The sequence below is a fragment of the Spirosoma radiotolerans genome (genome assembly GCF_000974425.1).
Lineage (GTDB): Bacteria > Bacteroidota > Bacteroidia > Cytophagales > Spirosomataceae > Spirosoma > Spirosoma radiotolerans.
In genome coordinates this window covers 6,106,931-6,126,634 of record NZ_CP010429.1, presented here as the reverse complement: position 1 = coordinate 6,126,634, position 19,704 = coordinate 6,106,931, and the positions used below count along the sequence as shown (strand labels likewise).

Genomic DNA, 19,704 nt, shown 5'->3' with positions numbered 1-19,704 from the left:
CGCGAAACCGACAAGGTTACAGCGAAGAGTAAAAAAATTATTTTTTATTGGTTCAATGGCGCGAGGCTCCGGCCTCGCGCCATTGAACCGCCATCAAAACACGAAACAGGCCACCGGGTAGGGCGGCCTGTTTCGTATGAAAGGTAGGACGTATACTGTGAAAAGAAAGTTATTGATTGCCTGTTTTGATGCCGAAGCTACGTTCGGTCTCTCGGATAATCGCTTGTTTTTCGCGCTCCGTTTTCCCCACGACATTGGCTGTCCGTTCGATAACCAGTTCTTCGCCATCTTTCTGGAACGTGTACTGCATCCACAACCGTCCGTTTTCTTTATCCTCCCGAACCAAGACTGAAGAGGGGGCAACATCGCTGGGAGAGAGTGACGAACTAGCGTTGGCTTCCATACGGTCAGCCTGCGTCTCGGCAACGCCTGACGAGTAAACAATGTGTTCCTCCGTTGCCTTTCTTATGCGCTGATTTTCGTGTTTTTGTTTACCGTTTCTCATCGAAACCGCATCGGAAGAAGCCCGGTCCAGCGAATCGACAATGTGGTTTTCAAGCGCTTTTACGGCGCTCTCGTCCATCTCCGAAACGTCGAACGAACGACGGTAGTGAATGGAGCGGTCGGGCTGCTCAATGTCTATGCGAATACGAAGCTGCCGACCATCGTTCGTTATTTGTTTACTGGACGAACGTTGTGCTAACGCGCTGAAACCAACTGTAAGCAGGAACAGAGTAAATAGCGTTTTCATATGTATCGGCAAAAATAATTAGATCAGGTAAGTAGAATTACGCTATCCATGATCGTGCCATCTATACATGCTATTGTCTATCAGCAAGTTAACACATGATATAAGCGACAATTGTCCACTATCGGACAAAATCTGTACGACAGCGGACAATTGGTCGATCACGCAAAGCCGGGTGCTTAATAACTATCGTTTTGCTTCAGGTAACCCGGTAGGTTAGACGCCCCATCAATGGCTGTTTGCGGAATCGGGAAAATTCGTTTCAGCTTATCGGTGTTGGTCTTTTCGGTCCAAGTTCCTTCGTATTTGCCGAAACGGATCATATCGGTGCGCCGGACCATTTCCCAGTACAGTTCGAAACCCCGTTCGCGGAAGAGCAGATCAAGATTCATAGACGTAAGCGCAGGCGGGGGTGTTGTTGTGTTCCGGGCGGCCCGAACGGTATTTACATCGGCCAGCGCACTGGCGGCATCCCCATTTTTACGCAGCTTGGCTTCAGCCCGCATCAGGTAAATATCGGCCAGGCGCAGAATAATAATGTCGGCTTCTCCGAAGTTACGGCCGCTCACCGATTTCTTGCTGAATTCGTATTTTTCGACGCGATAGCCGGTGTTATACTCACTTCCCGCCACGGTATAGTCAATTTTCTCGGTGAAGTTTACGGGCAGCGTGGGTTTATTACGGGTATCGTTAAAGAGTTTACCCACCTTGAATTTTCCATCCGGGCACTTCAGGAAAACACCGTTTTTACGAATTAGGCCGTACTGCTGTCCGCGCAGAATACCCCGGTTGATGTTGAAGTCAGCTTCCGCTACGCACGAATCTGCCGGGTTGGAATAGATGCTTAAATTCTGCTTGTAAAACCGTGGATCGACCGCTGGGTCTTTGGGCGCATAAGCCGTTACCCAGGTTTGGTAATAATCAGGCGTAATGGCGGGGCCATCGGTACCATTGGCTGCCGGATAAGCCGGTATGGGAAACTGGTCGCCCGATATCGAAAAATAGGCCATACGGTTGTGCCCGTTAAGATCGGCCCGCTGATCGACGGCGAAAATCAACTCCCTGTTGTCGTGGTTAGCTGAGCCGAAGATCGAAAAGAAATCATTCGACAATGAATACTGCCCGGATGCAATAATCTTGTCGCAGTACTCAACCACCTTATCCATGTCTGCCGGAGCAAAGGTAAACGAAGCGGCAAAACGGTCGCGGTATACCGCCGAATTGAGGTAAAGCCGGGCCAGCAGCCCCCAAACGGCTCCTTTGGTCAGGCGACCTGGTCCAACGGTCGTTTCCAGATTCGGCTCAACGGCCAGAAACTCCTTCATCAAATAATCCAGTGCTTCTGCGTTTCGCAGAATAATCGATGTAGCACCCAGATCGTCTTTTAAGAATACGACCCCAAACATGTCGAAGAGCAGCATGTTGTAATAGGCCCGCATACCCCGCGCTTCGGCCAGATAGGTTTTAGCGGATGGGTCCTTCAGAGTGGGCAGTGTATTAATGGCTGTGATGGATCGGGAGAGCCCCTGTAAAATAAAGCCCCACGTACTTCGAATGTTTGGGTCGGTACTGGTGTGCGTGTGCTGGTGCATGGCAATGTAAATGCCATTGTCGCCCCAGTCGGCACCACCCCGATAGGGAAGAATGGCCTCGTCGGTCGAAATTTCCTGCATCGTGAAGTAGTTCGTATGCAGGAAGATATCCGGCAGCCGGGCATACACAGGGGCGATAATGCCATCGGCGGCCTGTTTGTCGGAAAGGCCCGTCGCCGATGTTTCGTCCAGAACAACTTCGTTTAGGTTGGTACAACCATTTATGAACAGAATGCCAACCAGTGTCAGCAAAATAGGTAGTTTCAGTTTCATGATGTTTTGCAGATTAGAGCGTCAGGTTCAACCCAAATACAACCGATCTTGCTTTCGGATAGCTCAGGTAATCAATCCCGTACGATGAAATTTCATTGATTTTTCGGTCTGAGTTTACCTCTGGATCATAGCCGTTGTATTTCGTGATCACGAACACATTCTGACCCGTTACGGACACCCGTAAGCCCGATACCCAGCGTTTGATGCCTAATGCTTTGGTATTGACATTATAGCCCAGCGACACGTTATTCAGCCGGAAGAACGAGCCGTTTTTCAGATAGCGCGTGGAAACCGGCGCTGCGTTGTTGACGGATTCGTTGGGGTAAGCGATGGCCTCCGGCGTAGTATTAAGCCCTTTCGAGAGCCGCAGTTTGTAGAAGTTGGAGTTGGCTGTGTTGTCGTACAGTTTGTTGCCCGATACGCCGTTGAAATTAGCGGAAAAGTCAAAGCCTTTGAACGACGTATTCACGTTGATGTTGAATTGCTTCGTTGGCAGCGCACTGCCAGCCGCAACCCGGTCTTTATCGGTGATCAGTCCATCACCGTCGGTATCGCGGTAGGTACTTAAGCCTTTATCGTCGAAGCCCGTGAACTCTTTCAGGAAGAACGTGCCAATGGGTTGCCCGTTCAAATAGCCATTGATCGTTGCCGAGGTTAGGCCCGAGCCCGACGCTGAACCCGACGGGATAACCGAATACGGTGAGTTATTGACGATGTTATCGATAAACGTAACGTTGCCGCCTAGGTCGAAGCGGAAGCCGCTTTTCGCCATGTAGTGGTACATCAGTTCCAGTTCAAGCCCTTTGTTGGTGATGGTCATATCCGGCACATTGGTCCAGAATGTACCCGCTGGCTGAACGGGGTCGGCTGGAATAACTTCGAGCAGGATATTGCTGGATACTTTTCTGAAATAGTCGATACCCCCGGAAATAGCGCCGTTGAACAGCGCGAAGTCCAGACCCACATCGGTCTGGTTCGATACTTCCCACTGAATATCAGGATTGGCCAGCCGGGAATATGATGTACCAGCCGGGTAAGGACCCGTAGCCGTCAGCGGATAACTGGTTGATGCGGATACCTGCGAGGTGAACAACGCCTGGGTGATTTTGGACGGAATTTCCTGGTTGCCCGTCCGGCCCCAGCCCGCACGAATTTTCAAATCGCTAAATGGCGACGACTTCATAAACGCTTCTTCGGACAGACGCCAGCCTGCCGAGAACGAGGGGAAAATCCCGTATTTATTATTCGCGCCAAACTTCGAAGAACCATCCGCCCGGACGGTGGCCGTCAGCAGGTATTTGTCCTTGTACTGATAATTGACGCGGGAGAAAAACGATTGCAACTCATTGAGGGTCGCATAACCCGTCGGTTTGTTGTTCGTCAGCGTCAGGTCCTGCCCCAGGCCCGGATTGTAGATCGGTAGAATATCCGAAATAGGGAATTTGTTGATGCTGTACGCGCGCCCCTGAATCGAAAACTTCTGGTATGAGTGTCCGGCCAGCGCGGTCAGGTTGTGATCGCCTTGTGTGAGGGTGTACGTCAGGTAGTTTTCAATGAGCCGGTTGTTGTTATACGTATTGTTCGTTTCTAACCGGCCATCCTGAAAAGGTACTGCATTGGGCAGCGTTTGCAGATCACGCGTAGAGCTGGAATTGTCGATACCAAAGTTTAGTTTGTAGACCAGCCCTTTTATAATTCGGAAGGAAGGCGATATGTTTCCAACAATTCGGGTGATCTTGGTAATGTCCTGGTTTAACTGGAGGCTGGTTAGCGGGTTCGAAATTAACTGGTACTGAGCCGGTTTGCCGAGGGCATCATAAGCCGGATAAGTCGGGTTGTTCGAAATGGCGCTACCCAGCATACTCTCGATCGGTGGCCGCTCATTGTTCGTGTATGATGCACTGAGGTTGGCATCAATAGTCAGCCGATCCTCTAGCAGTTTCTGCGACACATTAATTCGCCCCGTATAGCGATCCATCTGACTACCCTTCAAAATACCATCCTGATTTTGTAGACCAAACGAGCCGTAGAAGGTCGTTTTTTCTGAGCCACCGCCCAGTGATATATTATGGTTTTTGGTAAACGCTGTTCGGGTAATTTCCTTTTGCCAATCAGTATTGCCTTTCAAATCATCCAGAACACCTCCAACGAGTGGCACCTGTTGCCGATACTCATCGGGCGAAAACACAGGCAAAGCCCGCGCCAGGGTAGAAATCCCGTAACTGGTCGAATAGTTGAGCGTCGATACACCCGATTTGCCCTTCTTGGTTGTAATGAGCACAACACCGTTCGCGCCACGAGAGCCATAAATAGCCGTTGCGGAAGCATCTTTCAATACGTCGATCGACTCGATGTCCTGCGGATTCAAAAAATTGAGCGGATTGATGGCTCCGCCACCGCCCGTACTCGAATTATCAAGCGCGAGGCCGTCGAGCACAAAAAGAGGTGTGCTACCGGTCCGGACGCCCCCCGGTCCGCGAATCGTAATCGATTGAGCACTGCCCGGCTCGCCACTGGCGGAGGTAACGTTGACCCCGGCTACTTTACCCTGTAGCAGTTGTTCGGGCGAGTTGATGATCCCTTTGTTGAATTCAGTGCTTTTCAGCGATTTCACCGCGCCCGTCATGTCCTTCTTGGCCGCGCTGCCATAGCCAATAACGACCACCTGCGACAGTTCGGACGCTTCGGCTTTCAGCTCAATGTTAAGAACTGTCCGGTTACCTACAACAACTTCCTGCTTTTCGTAGCCAATGAAGCCGAAAACCAGCACGGCATTTCCATCGGGGACAGATATGGAATAGTCACCATTAGCGTCTGTTGTTGTGCCGCGCTGGCTTCCTCTAATCACAACGGTACAACCCGTTAGCGACTCGTTGGTAAGGGCGTCTTTGATGCGTCCTTTCACGATAATATCCGCTGTTTTGTGGCGTTCGGCTACTCGTATATGGCCGTAAACCTGCGGTGTCTGAATCGCCAATGCGATAAGCAGACAACTCGTAATCAAAAACTTCAGCGGTGGAGGAGATGTGTAAAATCGACTCATAGTTGGCTTGATTAGTGGGGAATAAATGGACAATAGTAGGGTTAATAAAATTATTTACAAAGCCAGGCGGGCCTGTTAATGATTAGATAACAGGGCACTGATTATTTGTAATCCTTATTTCTGGTAAAATCAACTAAATACGGAAATATACTCAGAGCGAATGCCGGGAAGTAACCAGACTCATTAAGTAAATATGAAAGCAGGATTAAGCCCGAGGGCACAATCCTGCTTTCATACGCATGCCAACTGTCCTTGCGTAAACAGAATGAATCGATTAGATATATTACGCTATTGTTAACAAGAAGCTGCTGCTGGTTTACCGGTGCGGGCTATACGTTATTCGGACCGAAGCGATTTAACCGGATTCATCAGAGCCGCTTTTATACTCTGGAAACTTACGGTTAATAAGGCAATGACCACAGCCAATATGCCCGCCAGCGCAAACACCCACCATTCGATGTCAATCTTGTAGGCGAAATCCTGTAGCCAGCGGTGCATGGCGTACCAGGCAATGGGGCTAGCCAGCGCAATAGCAATCAAGACCAGTTTCAGGAAATCTCTCGACAACAGCGCAATGAGGCTCGATACGCTGGCACCCAATACCTTCCTCACCCCAATTTCTTTTGTCCGCTGTTGCGCGGTGAATGTAGCCAGACCTAGCAGCCCTAAGCAGGCTACCAGCATGGCCAGGAGGGTAAAGAAGCTAAACACCTGACCAAACCGCTCGTCGGCCCTGTATTGCTTGTCATACCGTTCGTCTAAAAAGGAGTAATCGAAGATATCGTCGGGGAAGTACTGCACCCAGGCCTGCTTCACGAGCGCAATGGTACGAGCCGGGTTACTGTCGGCCAGCTTGATCGATAACCGGCCATTCACTTCAGGGTCAAGGCGCAAAATAAGTGGTTCGTACGCTTCGCGAAGCGATTGCTGGTGGAAGTCGTCGACCACGCCGACAATCCTGAGTTTGTCGCCCCAGAAATCGATCGTTTTACCAATCGCTTTTTCGGGACTGTCGAAGCCCAATTGTTTAATGGCAGTTTTGTTGAACATCACGGCATCCTTGGCCCCTAGCTTATTATCAAAATTCTGTCCGGCAATCAGCTTCATGCCGAATGCATGCACAAAATCATAATCGACGCCAATTACCCGGTACTGCTTGCCTTCCGCTTCAGGTGCGCCTGCCAACCGGATACCACCCGCGTTAAACTCTACTTTTTCGCCAGGAATATTACCCGATACGGTGACACTTTTAACAATAGCTTGCTGAAGTAATAATTCCTTGAAAGCCTTTGTGCGACCTATCCGCGTGGAATCGTTTGACGGCCGACTTAGGACTAGCGTCTGGCCAATGTCAACGCCCAGGCTCTGGCTCCGCATGTATTGCAATTGCCGGAACACGGTGATGGTGCCAATCAGCAGAAAGATCGATGCTGAAAACTGGATGACAACCAGCGATTTTCGTAGAAAAACATCCTTCCGAAATACCTTAATACCGCTTTTGAGTACCGACACGGGATTAAATTTCGACAGAACAAAAGCCGGATACGCCCCCGATAAAAAAGTACCGACACAATACATGGTGCCCAACGAAAGAAAGAACGGTGCCGATGCCACGAATGCGTAGGTCAGGTGCTGATCGGTAAACGTATTGAACAGGGGAATTGCGGCCATAATGAGCAGAAAGGCTACAACCACCGCGATAAAATTCAGCAACGCCGACTCAACCATGAACTGGCTGATGAGCTGGCTGCGGAATGAACCAACGGCCTTCCGCACGCCCACTTCCTTGGCCCGACCAACGGAGCGGGCCGTAGCCAGATTGATATAATTGATCCAGGCGATGGCAATGATAAAAAACGCCACGCAGAGCAGGATATACACCGAATTGCCATCACCATTGGCGTTGGCCTCGAACATCAGATGTGAGTATAGATGAATGTCGGGCAGGGCTTGCAGATGAAGCACAAGGCCAGAGCCTTTTTTGTTATCGATCAGATCATGTTTAGCCAGGTAGACCGGAAATTTTGCGTCCAGTTTTTGCGGGTCAACGCCCTGTTTTAATACCAGGTAGGTCAGGCAGCCGTCCCAACTCCAGGCATTATCCAATTCTCTGTCGGGGTCGTTTTTGGGGTTGACCAGTCGTTGAAACGTGCTGAACGACATCAGGTAATCAGCTTTCAGGTGTGTATTCTGCGGAAAATCCTGGTACACACCCGTCACCTTGATCGGGAACTCACGCTCTATTTTGATGACCTGGCCCATCGGGTTTTTGGTGCCGAAGAGCCGCTTGGCCAATGAGGTTGAAATAACGCCTGTATTCGGCTCCGTCAACGCCGTTTTCGGATTGCCAGTCAGTAATGAGTAGGAGAACACATCAAAGAATGATGCCGTCACAAACGCTCCCTTTTCAACGGTCATTTTTCGGTCATTTGCTTCTAGAAATAGGTTATCTCGCATAGACACTTTCACGTAGCGCTCTATTTCTGGAAACGCATCGGCCAGTTTATTCCCCACAGCAAATGGGCCGCCTGCCCATTCGGTCGAGAGCATACCCTTTTCGTACCGTTCGGCTTTGACCCGAAAAATACGATCGGCTTTTTCATGAAACTGATCATAGCTCCGTTCAACCGCTACATATTGAAAAATGAGCAGCGTAGCCGCCATCCCCACCGCTAATCCAGTGATGTTGATAACCGCGAATCCTTTGTTGCGGATTAGATTGCGAAAAGCGATCTTGACGTAGTTGCTGAACATAATATTGCTGGGATTATTCGGACCGTAATGATTGGACTGGATTCATCAGGGCGGCTTTTATACTCTGGAAGCTCACCGTTACCAAGGCAATGCCTACTGCCAGTAAACCCGCCAGCATAAACATCCACCATTCGATGTCGATTTTATATGGGAAATCGGCCAGCCATTTGCTCATGAAATACCAGGCTACCGGCGATGCGATGAGCAATGCAACCAACACAAGCTTGACAAAATCAATAGAGAAAAGGCTGAAAATATGCGAGGTCGATGCACCCAGTACTTTGCGGATGCCCACCTCTTTCGTGCGCGATTCGGCCATGAACGCCACGACGCCATAGAGACCCAGACAACCAATGAAGATAGCAATGCCCGCCAGTAAGCGGAACAGGGAGTACATCCGCTCTTCGCTCTTATAAAAGTTGGACAGCGTCTGGTCCAGAAACTCGTACTTGAACACAAAATCAGGGAACGTGGCATTCCAGTGCCGTTCGACCTCGCTGATGAGTTGGCGTATGGCTTCGGTACCACCCTGCTGGGTTGATAGCTTGATGCCAAGCACGTGATATGCATCCCGGCGGGAAGTCAATACACTTGGATTTGTTTGCTGATGGAGCGAGAAGGTGTTGAAATCTTTGACAACACCCACGATTTGCTTATTGACATTACCGCCTGCGTCCACGGCCAGGTATTTCCCGATAATCTGCTGCGGCTGCCGAATGCCTAATTTTTTCACTAATGATTCATTCACTACCACTTCCAGCGTTGTATCTGCCTGCCGATACAGCCGCCCGGCAATCAGTTTCAGGCCATACGTATTGAAATAGGCTGTATCGGCGAAGCGCATAACGACACCAAAATCAGCCTCTTTAACAGCATTGTTGTAGGTAAAACTTGCCCACCAGTTGCCATCCGACGATGGGATCGAGATGCCATAGCTCAAGGATTTTATGGTAGGTAGGCCAGCTAATTTAGCCTTCAGGGTTTCCAATTGCCCTGGTTTGCGTTCGGGAATTTGCACTGTCAGTACAGCATCTTTATTATAACCCAGATCGGCAGTGCGAACGTAGGTCATTTGGCTATAGGCGATGATCGTACCAATAATCAGTATTTGTGAGATCGCAAACTGAAACACAATTAAGCCCCGCCGAAGCGTTAACTGGCTGTTGCCGATCATACGGATTTTTCCGCGAAGGGCCATCACCGGTTGATAACCTGACAACACCAGGGCCGGATAAAAACCGGCCAATATCGTTGTCAGGCTTGCCAGCAATACAACAAAGCCGACAACCGATGGGTTGACTAAAACAAGGGCAGCGGCTTTAATGTCGAGCAATTCAGCCACATAAGGCAATGACAGGTAGGCTACAATAAAGGCCAGCCCAACGGCTAAACCCATTAATAATCCCGTTTCGCCCAGAAACTGCCGCACTAACTGTGCCCGTGTACTGCCCAGTACTTTCCGAACGCCCACTTCTTTGGCCCGCCGAATGGCCTGCGCCGTGGCCAGATTGATGAAGTTGACGCAGGCTGTAATCAAGATGAACAAGCCAATCAGCGCCATTGCCCACACCATTCGTTTGCTAACCGTTCGGTTAGCCGAGTTGCCTGTGCGCGTGTCGAAATGAATGTTGGTTAGCGGTTGTAATTCGTACTGCAAATGCTTGGCATCCTCCGGGCGCATGTATTTATTGACGAACGGCACCAACGCTCGCTCCATCTGAACGGATGTCAGGGTTGGCGGCAGGGTCAAATATAGCTGAGCACCACTGTAGGTAGATTTCCAATCGTCCCAGCCGCCGTTGGTTCCAAATTGCTTTAACGACGCAAAGGAAAGCAGCACCTCAAACGGTACACTACTGGTGACCGGTGGATTTTGGACCACACCGGTCACAACGAAATCCATCTTGTTTTCAACCCGAATGGACTTGCCCAGCGGGTCAGCGTTGCCAAAATATTTACGGGCCATTCGCTCCGACAGCACCACCGTGTTTGGGTTTTTAACCGCCGTTTGTGGATTGCCTTCTTTCCATTGGTAATCGAACAATTTGAAATATTCAGGCTCCACAAAAGCCATAACACCTCCGTCTTCGAGAAACTTACTGGATGTCTTGTCGCCTAGTTTCACTAAGCCGCCATATAGCTCATAGACCATCGTTAGCTGATGTTTCAGCTGGGGGAACTCGTTGCGAAGAGCGGCTAAAGCCGGGAGTGTAACCCCCGTATTACGGTCATCGCCCTCCGAGTCACGATAATAGGTGATTATTCGGTAGGTGTGGTCGGCGTTGGCGTGGTGCCGGTCGTAGCTGAGTTCATACCGAATAGCCAGGAATAATAGCAGGCAGCAAGCCAGCCCGAAGGTAAGCCCGACAACATTGATTACCGTATAATTCCAATTACGCTTCAGGGCGCGGAGGGCAGTGGTAAAATAGCTTTTCAGCATAGCCTTATTCTGATTTTAAACTCTCTATGGGATTTGTCAACGCAGCTTTCACGCTTTGGAACCCTACTGTGAGCAGGGCAACGCCTACCGCCAGTAAGCCCGCCAGCGCAAACACCCACCAGGCAAGGTCCACTTTGTAAGCAAAACTCTGCAACCATTGACTCATGGCGTACCACGCTATTGGTGTGGAAATGACAATCGCGATAATGACCAGCTTCAGGAAATCTTTGGAGAGTAGGGACACGATGCTGATCACGGAGGCTCCTAACACTTTGCGGATGCCAATTTCTTTGGTGCGCGCTTCGGCAGCCAGGGCGGCTAGTCCGAACAAGCCCAGACAGGCAATCAGGACCGCCAGGATTGTAAACGAAAGCAACAATTGTCCCTGCTTTTGCTCGGCTTTGTACTGTTGGGAGAAGTTCTCATCCAGAAAGTGGAAACTGGGGCTGGCCGACGGGTCGAACTGCTGGTAAACCGTTTGGATGTAGGCCAGGGCTTCTTTGGCTTCACCGGGCCGGATGCGGATGTAGAGATTGTCCTTTTCAAACGGGGCGGGCATGTCTAACACCAGGGGTTCTATTTTGTGCTGGAGAGAATACGTATGAAAGTCCCCAACCACACCAATAACCTGCGCTTCAAACAACTTATCTTTATCAAGATAAGATTTGACGCGTTTGCCAATAGGAGATGTCCAGCCCATTTTTTTTACCAGTGCTTCATTGACCAGAACCGCTCCCATGGCATCGCCGGGAAACGATTCCGAGAAATTACGACCCTGCTTCAGCTTAATTTGTAAGGTGTTCAGGTAGTCTGCATCGACAGCAAATTTCTGGACGGCCTGCGTACCGGTAGGCATAACCCCGTTTTGCTCGAAGATCATCCCTTTCATACCGATGTTGTTATTGCCAATGGGGTTGCTTGCCCCTGATACCGCTTCGATGAGCGGGCTTTTTCGTAATTCTTCTTTCAGCGATTGAATCTGTTTGCGGGCGGCTTCGCTTTCCAGGTGGAAGGTAAGCACCTGATCTTTGTTGAACCCTAGGTCTTTGTGAAGCACGTAGCCCATTTGCTGGTAGATGACCCACGAACAGGCAATCAAACCCACAGCCGCTACAAATTGAAAGACCACCAGCGCCTTCCTAAAGCCAATGCCGCCAATCTTGCTGCTCGTTTGCCCTTTCAGCGCCACTACCGTTCGGAATCCGGATAAAACTAAAGCCGGATAAATTCCGCTCCCCACCCCTAACAATAAGGCAAACAGCGCCACAACACCCAGCATCAGCCACGGGCCGTAGAGTGTCAGTGACAATGACTTATCGGCCAACTCATTGAACAGCGGTAAGGCCATGTTGGCAAATACGATGCCAACGAGGCTGGCCAGCAGCGCCATCAGCACCGACTCGGTGATGAACTGCCCTACAAGTTGGCTCCGTTGCGAGCCAATCGCTTTCCGAACGCCCACTTCACGCAGTCGACCTATCGACCGGACGGTGTACAGATTCACGTAGTTAATACCCGCCAGGAGCAAAATAAGGGCGGCTACCAGCGCAAAAATGTAAACGGTTTGGCTATTGCCATTGGCGCTGGCTTCGTAGTCTAGATGCGAGTGGAGGTGAATGGAGGGCAATGGCTGGAGTTCCATCCGGTAGGTCACGCCATCGCCCATTTCCTTCTTCAGGTATTTGGGGAAGAAGCCAGCTAACTTGGCTTCCAGGCCTTTGACATCGGCGGCTTTATTGAGTAATACGTAGGTGTACAACTCGAAATTCTGCCAGCCGTTGGTGTAGTTGGTTGGCATCGACCGCAGGGCGCTGAATTGCAGGTGTGAATTCGTCGGTACATCGGCAATAACTCCAGTTACGATATTGGCAAAGTGATTGCTGAATTCGATCGGTTGCCCGACAGCTTTGGACGCATCGCCAAACAACTTCTCGGCGAGGGTTTTAGTGATTACAATACGTTCGGGCTGAGCCAGCGCCGTAGCCGGATTGCCGTAGAGAAAAGGAAACGTAAAGACATCGAACACCGATTGATCGGCGAACATAACATCGTTGGTTTCGATTTTTTTGTCCCGGTAGGTAATCAGTCCACCGCCTTCGGGATAGAGCCGAACGGTCTTTTCTATTGCGGGGTAATCATTTTTCAACGCACCCGCGAACGGGGCCGATGTAGGGGCTAGTTGCAGGTTGCCGCCCGCCCATTGTGCATACTGCACGACCCGGAAAATCCGGTCGGCATTGGCATTGAATCGGTCGTAGCTCAGTTCATGCCACACATACAAAACCATCAACCCTACGGCGGCTATACCCACGCCCATGCCGACAACGTTCAACGTGCTGAACAGCCGGTTTTTCCAGAGATTTCGGAAAGCAATCTTGAGGTAACTGCGAAACATGGGCGATTAGGGTTTAAGACAGTTAAGAATACGCATAGTATGCCAAAAGTTGTACCACAATAATAAATTGCTGACTATTAGGTGGTTAATATTCTGAATGATCCGCGATGTCCGAATGTGGACAAGTTTTTGTACAGTTGCGGACAACTTTGTTTGTCTGCAGATAGGGTTGTCAACGTAGCTGCTTTCGGGCGAAAGTCGAACAAGTTGATGTCGTTTGGCTTTTACTGTTTACGGGCTGAACCGCGAACGATATGAAAACAGAGTTGGAAAAGATGCTGGCCGGCGAATTATACGACGCCAGTGATGCACCTTACTTCGCATGCGAACCAAGGCCCGGATGTTGTTCTCTGAGTTTAATCGGACGCCTTACGATGCCGAGCCGGAGCGGCAAGCCATTCTGGGCCAATTGTTGGGCGGCATGGGTGCTAACCTGAATATTCAGCCGCCGTTTTATTGCGATTATGGGTCAAATAGTAGTATCGGCGCAAACGGATTTCTGAACTTCAACTGCATCTTTCTGGATTGCGCCCGGATCACAATCGGTATTAATTTTCAATGTGCGCCCAATGTTCAGTTATACGCAGCCTACCATCCTGTCATTGCGGCTGAGCGCATCAAGGGGCCGGAGTTAGCCGCTCCTATTACCATCGGCGACAATACAGCAATCGGAGCCGATAGCGTGGTTACGAAAGACATTCCCGCTACTGTATTTGCGGCTGGAAATCCCTGCCGCGTCATTCGAACATTGGATTGATTTTATTATTTATACAGATGGCACAAGGCCAGAGCCTTGCGCCATCGCGTCTCCTGACCGGATGGTGTTGCTGACGCACAGGAGACGCAAATATGTGTCTTTACTCACTCCGCAAACTTTTGACCGGGTTCATCAGGGCGGCTTTTACGCTCTGGAAGCTTACGGTCAGCAAGGCAATACTAACGGCGAGCACGCCGGCCAGGGCGAACACCCACCAGGATAGCTCTATTTTATAGGCGAAATCCTGCAGCCAGCGATTCATGACGTACCAGGCCACGGGTACCGAGAGCACGATCGCTACCCCGACCAGCTTCAGAAAATCTTTGGAGAGCAAGGCCACGATACTGGCGACGGATGCACCGAGGACCTTCCGTACGCCAATTTCTTTGGTGCGCTGCTCGGCCATGAACGTGGCCAGACCGAACAGGCCCAGGCAGGCGACAAAAATGGTCAGGCCCGCAAACAAACCCAGGATTTGCCCAATTTTTTGCTCCGTCCGATAGGTATCGTTGAAGCGTTCATCCAGAAACGAGTAGGTAAATGGAGCCTCTGGCGCCAGTTGGCTCCATTGTTTTTTCAGATTGGCCAATAGGCCCGTCAGGTCTTTGGTTTTTACTTTCACAATGACCGTACCAGTAGCATTGCCCAGCACCATGACCAGGGGCGAAATGCGCTCGTGCAGCGATCTAAAATGGAAATCCTTGACTACACCAATGACCCGATACGTGCCTTTGTTTCCTTCGTTATTCGTGTTGGTTAGGGTGTGCCCGATGGCTTTGTCGCCCCAACCTAGCGTTTTGGCGGCTGTTTCATTCAGAATGACACTAGCTGAGTCAGTACCGTATTCCTGAGAGAAATTTCGTCCGGCGGCCAGTTGCATACCCAGGGTTGGAATGTAATTGTAGTCGACATCATACCGCAGCGTTTTGACCAATTGAGTGGAATTCGCTTCGGGATACACCATGAAGTTATTGTTATTGCTGGGGCCAGCGGGCAGGTAACCCGATGTGCTGACATTCAGTACGCTGGGGTCCTGCATGATCTGACTGCGGAACACGTCTTCTTTCTTTCCTAACAGCCAGGTTTCCGGCAATACTAGTACCTGGTCTTTGTTGTAGCCCAGCTTTTTGTTTTGAATATAGCTAAGCTGGCGGTAGACCACCGTGGTGCTGACAATCAGAGTGATCGAGATGAAAAACTGAACTACGACCAGCCCGCTCCGCAAGCCGATACTTTTGCTATCACCGGTAAACTTGGCGCCTTTCAGTACGGCCACCGGCTTAAATGACGAGAGGAAAAAGGCAGGGTAGCTCCCGGCCAGCACACTGACCAATACCCCGAAAAGCAGCAGCCCCGGTAAGAGCCAGGCATTCGCCAGGAAATTGATCGTCAGCGTTTTTCCGGCCAGTTCGTTGAAGGTGGGCAGCGACGCGTACACGATGCCAGTGGCCAGTAATAACGCAATACCTGTGAGCAACATGGATTCGATCAGAAACTGGCTGGTCAGGCTTTGTCTGACCGAACCGAGCACCTTCCGAATACCTACTTCTTTGGCACGTTTGGCCGCTCCGGCCGTGGATAGGTTCATGAAGTTGATACAGGCAATCACCAGCATGAACAGGGCAATAGCCCCGAAAATGTAGACGTACTGAATGTTGCCGGGAGGGGAGAGGTCGTAGGCAAAACTCGAATACAGGTGAATGTCCGTCAGGGGCTGTAAGAACAAACCAAGATCATTGCCCCTCTTCCGGAACTGGCTCATGCTCATCCCAAACGACTGCTGGATTTGCGGCCCCATGTATTTGTCCACCACCTGTGGCAGCTTGGCTTCGAGTTGTTTGTAGTCGTAGCCTTTGGGTAAGACCAGATAGGTAAAAAATTCGGACGTCATCCAGGAGGATGCCTTGGCTTCCGGAAAGCTCGCCATGGAGGCAAAGAAGTCGGCCTGGATGTGGGAATTCGTTGGCATCCGGTCAATTACACCCGTCACCTGAAATGTTGTATTCCAGCTTTTGATCGTCAAAACCTTGCCCAGCGGGTCAGCATTACCAAAATATTTATGGGCTAATTCCTGCGTGATAACCGCCGTGTTGGGGCGTACCAGGGCTGTTTTGGCATCTCCCTGAAGAAGCGGGAACGTGAATATCTGGAAAAAGTTGGAGTCTACATAGGCGAGTGAGGCATCGCGGAAGGTCTTATCGCCATAGGTAATGAAGGGTGAACCACCCTTGCGCAGGCGTGTTGCTTCCTGCACTTCCGGGTAATCTGCTTTAAGCGTTTGGGCAACGGGTGGCATCACATGGGCTTCGTTCATCTTTCCGCCCTGCATAGACCCTCGAAAGAACACCCTGACAATACGATCTGCTTTTTCATTGAATCGGTCGTAGCTCAGTTCATCGAGCACGAACAGGCTAATGAGCATGCAGGTTGCCAGGCCAAGCGCCAGCCCAATGATGTTGATCGCTGAGAAGGCTTTGTTGCGAATCAGATTCCGCCAGGCAATTTTAATGAAGTTCGTTAGCATGGGACACGGTAGTTTTCCGGCAATGTACTAAACCCTGTATCCCAAATGGCGTACCATGATTGCAATCTTCTGTTTATCATTAAGTTATAATTAGCCAGAAACAAGCCGTGTCCGCAAACGGACGGTTTTCGTTCAGTTGCGGACACGGGTAATCAGATACTATTGTGAAGTGTTATTCGCTGCGTAAACTCTTCACTGGATTCATCAGGGCCGCTTTGATGCTCTGAAAGCTAATGGTGAGCAACGCAATGCCGATAGCCAGTACGCCCGCCAGCGCGAACACCCACCACGATAACGCTACTTTGTACGCAAAGCCCTGCAACCACTCGTTCATAGCATACCAGGCCAGTGGCGACGCAATGGCAATCGCCAACAAGACCAGCTTCAGGAAATCTTTGGAAAGTAACCCAATAATACTGCTTACGGATGCGCCCAATACTTTGCGCACGCCGATTTCTTTAGTGCGCTGTTCGGCTGTAAACGCCGAGAGCCCAAACAGACCTAAACAGGAAATGAAAATAGCCAGGAACGCAAAGTAATTGGCCAGACTGCCCACAACGGTTTCGCTCTTGTACAGCTTCTGGTATTCATCATCAGCAAAGCGGTAGGCAAACGGAAACTTCGGGTTCATCTGCTTCCACAAGCTTTCGATACTGGCCAGTGCCTGCGTGGTTTGTCCCGGTTGCGTCCGAATGAGGAAATTCTGTGAGCCAGGTTCAGTGCTTAACCGGATGATCAGGGGCGCAATGGGAATGTGCAGCGACTGAAAATGAAAATCCTGCATGACGCCGATGATCTTCCCCGGTTTGCCCCACATGGTAATTGGCTGCCCCACTGGGTTTTTATAGCCAATGCGTTTGGCGGTCGCTTCGTTGATGAGGTAGTTGGTCGTGTCGGTTCCAAATTCGGGGGAGAAGTCCCGGCCGGTCAGTTTCACCTTCAGCGTTTTCATGAGGTCATACCCCGCGGCTGTCTGGGTGATTTCAATATTCACATTCGGGTCTTTTCCCGGCCAGGTTACCCCGCCGGTGCTACTGCCGATGTTGGTCGGGGCCTCCTGCATGGACGATACCGCCAGGATACCAGGTTGCCGAAGCAACTCATCTTTAAATGTTTTGTAGTTCGACTGACTGGTGAGTTCGCCCTCCACTGGAACGTAAATCAAATTCTCCCGCTCGTAGCCAAGGTTAGTCGTTTGCACGTAGTTAACCTGCCGATACACGATGATCGTCCCTGCGATGAGCAGCATGGACAGCACAAACTGAAATACGACCAGCCCCTGCCGAAAGAACCGGGCCCCGGCTCCGAATTTTAGGGTGCCTTTTAAGACCCGCACTGGCTCCAGCGATGACAGAAACAGCGCTGGATAACTACCCGCTAGTAGCCCGGTAAGCAGCGTCATGACAACCAGACCCACCCAAAAGGAAGGCTGTATGGTTTGCAAACTGATGTGTTTGCCCGTCAGCGAATTAAAGGAGGGAAGCGCCAGGAAAACCAGGAATAAGGCAATGCCTAAAGCCAGCACCGTAAACAATAAAGCCTCCCCGATAAACTGACCCGCCAGGATGCTCCGGACTGCGCCAATAACTTTCCGAACGCCTACCTCCCGAGCGCGTTTGACGGAGCGGGCGGTGGCCAGATTCATAAAATTGATGCAGGCGATCAGCAATAGGAAGACAGCGACAATGGCAAACAAACGCACATACTCGATACGACCGCCATCCTGTTGGCCATTCTTGAAGTTCGAATACAGGTACCCGTCCGGGTAAGCTTGTAAAAAGAGCTGGGCATCGAAACTTTTGCCAATGTCTTTATTATACTTCCTCAGAAAGGGTTTCAGCTTGGTCTCAAAAGCAGCTATGTTGACCTGTCCGCCATTGTTGTCGGAGCGAAGCATGATGCGCGTGTGGGGGCCATTATTGCCCCACTCTTTCATCCATGGATTCCGCGTCAGACAGTCGTACCAGTTCAGCAGGAAGTCGTAGCTGTCGGACGAGGTTTCAGGCAGGTTTTCGAAGACAGCCGTAACCTGGTAATCGTTCTTGTTATCGATACGAATGCTTTTGCCAAGAGCCGCCACAGGATTGCCGAAATAAAACTCGGCTACTTTCCGGGAGATGGCCAGGCTGTTTGGCGAATTCAGGGCCGTGGCAGGCGTACCGGCCAGCAGGGGAATGCTGAGCATCTTGAACCAGTCCGCACCTGCCCAATGGCCTGTTTCTTTGTTGATCTTCTCACCAGCGGCAAACGTTACATTGGCGGCCCATCCCGTATAGCCAGCTGCATACACGACTTCCGGGAACTGCCTTTTCAGTTCATCGGCTAATATGCCGGGCGTAAATCGGCCTGTCTGCACCTGTCCGTCGTAGAACTGCCGTTGCATAACGTTGTATAGATACGGGCCGTTTGCATGGTAGCGGTCTATGCTTAGCTCGTCCTGAATCCACAGGAAAATGAGCAAACTACAGCCCATACCCAGCGCCAATCCCAGAATATTGATCGCCGAAAAGGCTTTGTTGCGAATGAGGTTTCGCCAGGCAATTTTGATGTAGTTCGTCAGCATCGGGGTTCGTTATTTTCGGGTTGTGGGCACGCCTATTTCTTTCTCAATAGTGTCGATGATGCGTTGCCGCTCCTGCTGCGATTTATTTTGTGCATCGAGGGTTCGGTCGTAGGTAAAATCGTCACCATCTTTCCGGAACCGATAGCGCAGGTGCAACTGCCCCGATTCTGAATTGTAGTTCACCTCTTTAGTATAGGGTTGTTTTCCACCCACGGCCACCGTCATGTTATCGCCATTGTTGATCGATACAATCGTCTGATCACTGCTGTTGATGTCAATCGACTCTGGCTGACGAGGTGGCGTAGGGGGCTTGGGAACACCCGGCGTGCGTGGAACCAGCGCGGCACGCGGAGCAACGGGCGGCCGGGGTGGTTCAGGAACGGCCACATTCAGTGAATCCAGAATGTGTTCGCGCAGGGCGTTTCGCTCGGCTTTGTTCAAACTGGACACATCGAAGGTGCGATCATAATCAATCGGCTTATCGTCGACGGTGCCTTTTATCCGGATCGATAGCGTTTTGCCGTCGTCGTTGATGCTCCGGCTGATGGATGAATGCTGGGCAAGAGCCAGCGATGTGGTAAAGGCCAGTAAAGTGGTTGCGAGCGTTTTCATGTT

General features: G+C 50.7%; 10 protein-coding genes. 1 reads left to right on the top strand and 9 read right to left on the bottom strand.

Translation table 11 applies throughout. The annotated features are described in order from the left end of the window. Positions 1-169: 169 nt before the first annotated feature. The 6 genes from SD10_RS24780 to SD10_RS24755 form a co-directional block, all read right to left on the bottom strand. Positions 170-751 carry a hypothetical protein gene (locus SD10_RS24780; RefSeq protein ID WP_046577648.1) on the bottom strand — a complete coding sequence of 194 codons (582 nt, stop codon included), beginning with the start codon at positions 749-751 and terminating at the stop codon, positions 170-172. 176 nt (positions 752-927) lie between these two features. Beyond that, positions 928-2,613: a RagB/SusD family nutrient uptake outer membrane protein gene (locus tag SD10_RS24775; RefSeq protein ID WP_046577646.1), complete on the bottom strand. Its 1,686-nt coding sequence runs from the start codon at positions 2,611-2,613 to the stop codon at positions 928-930. 13 nt (positions 2,614-2,626) lie between these two features. Next, positions 2,627-5,656 (bottom strand): SusC/RagA family TonB-linked outer membrane protein, encoded by a 3,030-nt coding sequence (locus SD10_RS24770; protein WP_046577644.1) that lies wholly within the window; start codon positions 5,654-5,656, stop codon positions 2,627-2,629. Between the two features lie 336 nt (positions 5,657-5,992). Further along, entirely contained in the window at positions 5,993-8,410 is a 2,418-nt protein-coding gene (locus SD10_RS24765) for an ABC transporter permease (protein WP_046577642.1), read from the bottom strand. A 13-nt stretch (positions 8,411-8,423) separates the two neighbouring features. After that, positions 8,424-10,850 carry an ABC transporter permease gene (locus SD10_RS24760; protein WP_046577640.1) on the bottom strand — a complete coding sequence of 809 codons (2,427 nt, stop codon included), beginning with the start codon at positions 10,848-10,850 and terminating at the stop codon, positions 8,424-8,426. Between the two features lie 4 nt (positions 10,851-10,854). Then, positions 10,855-13,245, bottom strand: a complete 2,391-nt coding sequence (locus SD10_RS24755; protein WP_046577639.1) for an ABC transporter permease — start codon at positions 13,243-13,245, stop codon at positions 10,855-10,857. A 322-nt stretch (positions 13,246-13,567) separates the two neighbouring features. On the opposite strand from SD10_RS24755, the gene SD10_RS24750 reads away from it, so the two are divergent. After that, positions 13,568-14,002, top strand: a complete 435-nt coding sequence (locus tag SD10_RS24750) for a sugar O-acetyltransferase (protein ID WP_316933120.1) — start codon at positions 13,568-13,570, stop codon at positions 14,000-14,002. Positions 14,003-14,102: 100 nt separating this feature from the next. Here the strand turns inward: SD10_RS24750 and SD10_RS24745 are convergent, their stop codons facing one another. The 3 genes from SD10_RS24745 to SD10_RS24735 form a co-directional block, all read right to left on the bottom strand. Further along, complete coding sequence (locus tag SD10_RS24745; RefSeq protein ID WP_046577637.1) at positions 14,103-16,526, bottom strand: ABC transporter permease; 2,424 nt, start codon at positions 16,524-16,526, stop codon at positions 14,103-14,105. 172 nt (positions 16,527-16,698) lie between these two features. Then, positions 16,699-19,089, bottom strand: coding sequence for an ABC transporter permease (locus SD10_RS24740; protein ID WP_046577634.1), 2,391 nt, complete (start codon positions 19,087-19,089; stop codon positions 16,699-16,701). Between the two features lie 9 nt (positions 19,090-19,098). Beyond that, complete coding sequence (locus SD10_RS24735; RefSeq protein WP_046577632.1) at positions 19,099-19,701, bottom strand: hypothetical protein; 603 nt, start codon at positions 19,699-19,701, stop codon at positions 19,099-19,101. Positions 19,702-19,704 lie beyond the last annotated feature (3 nt).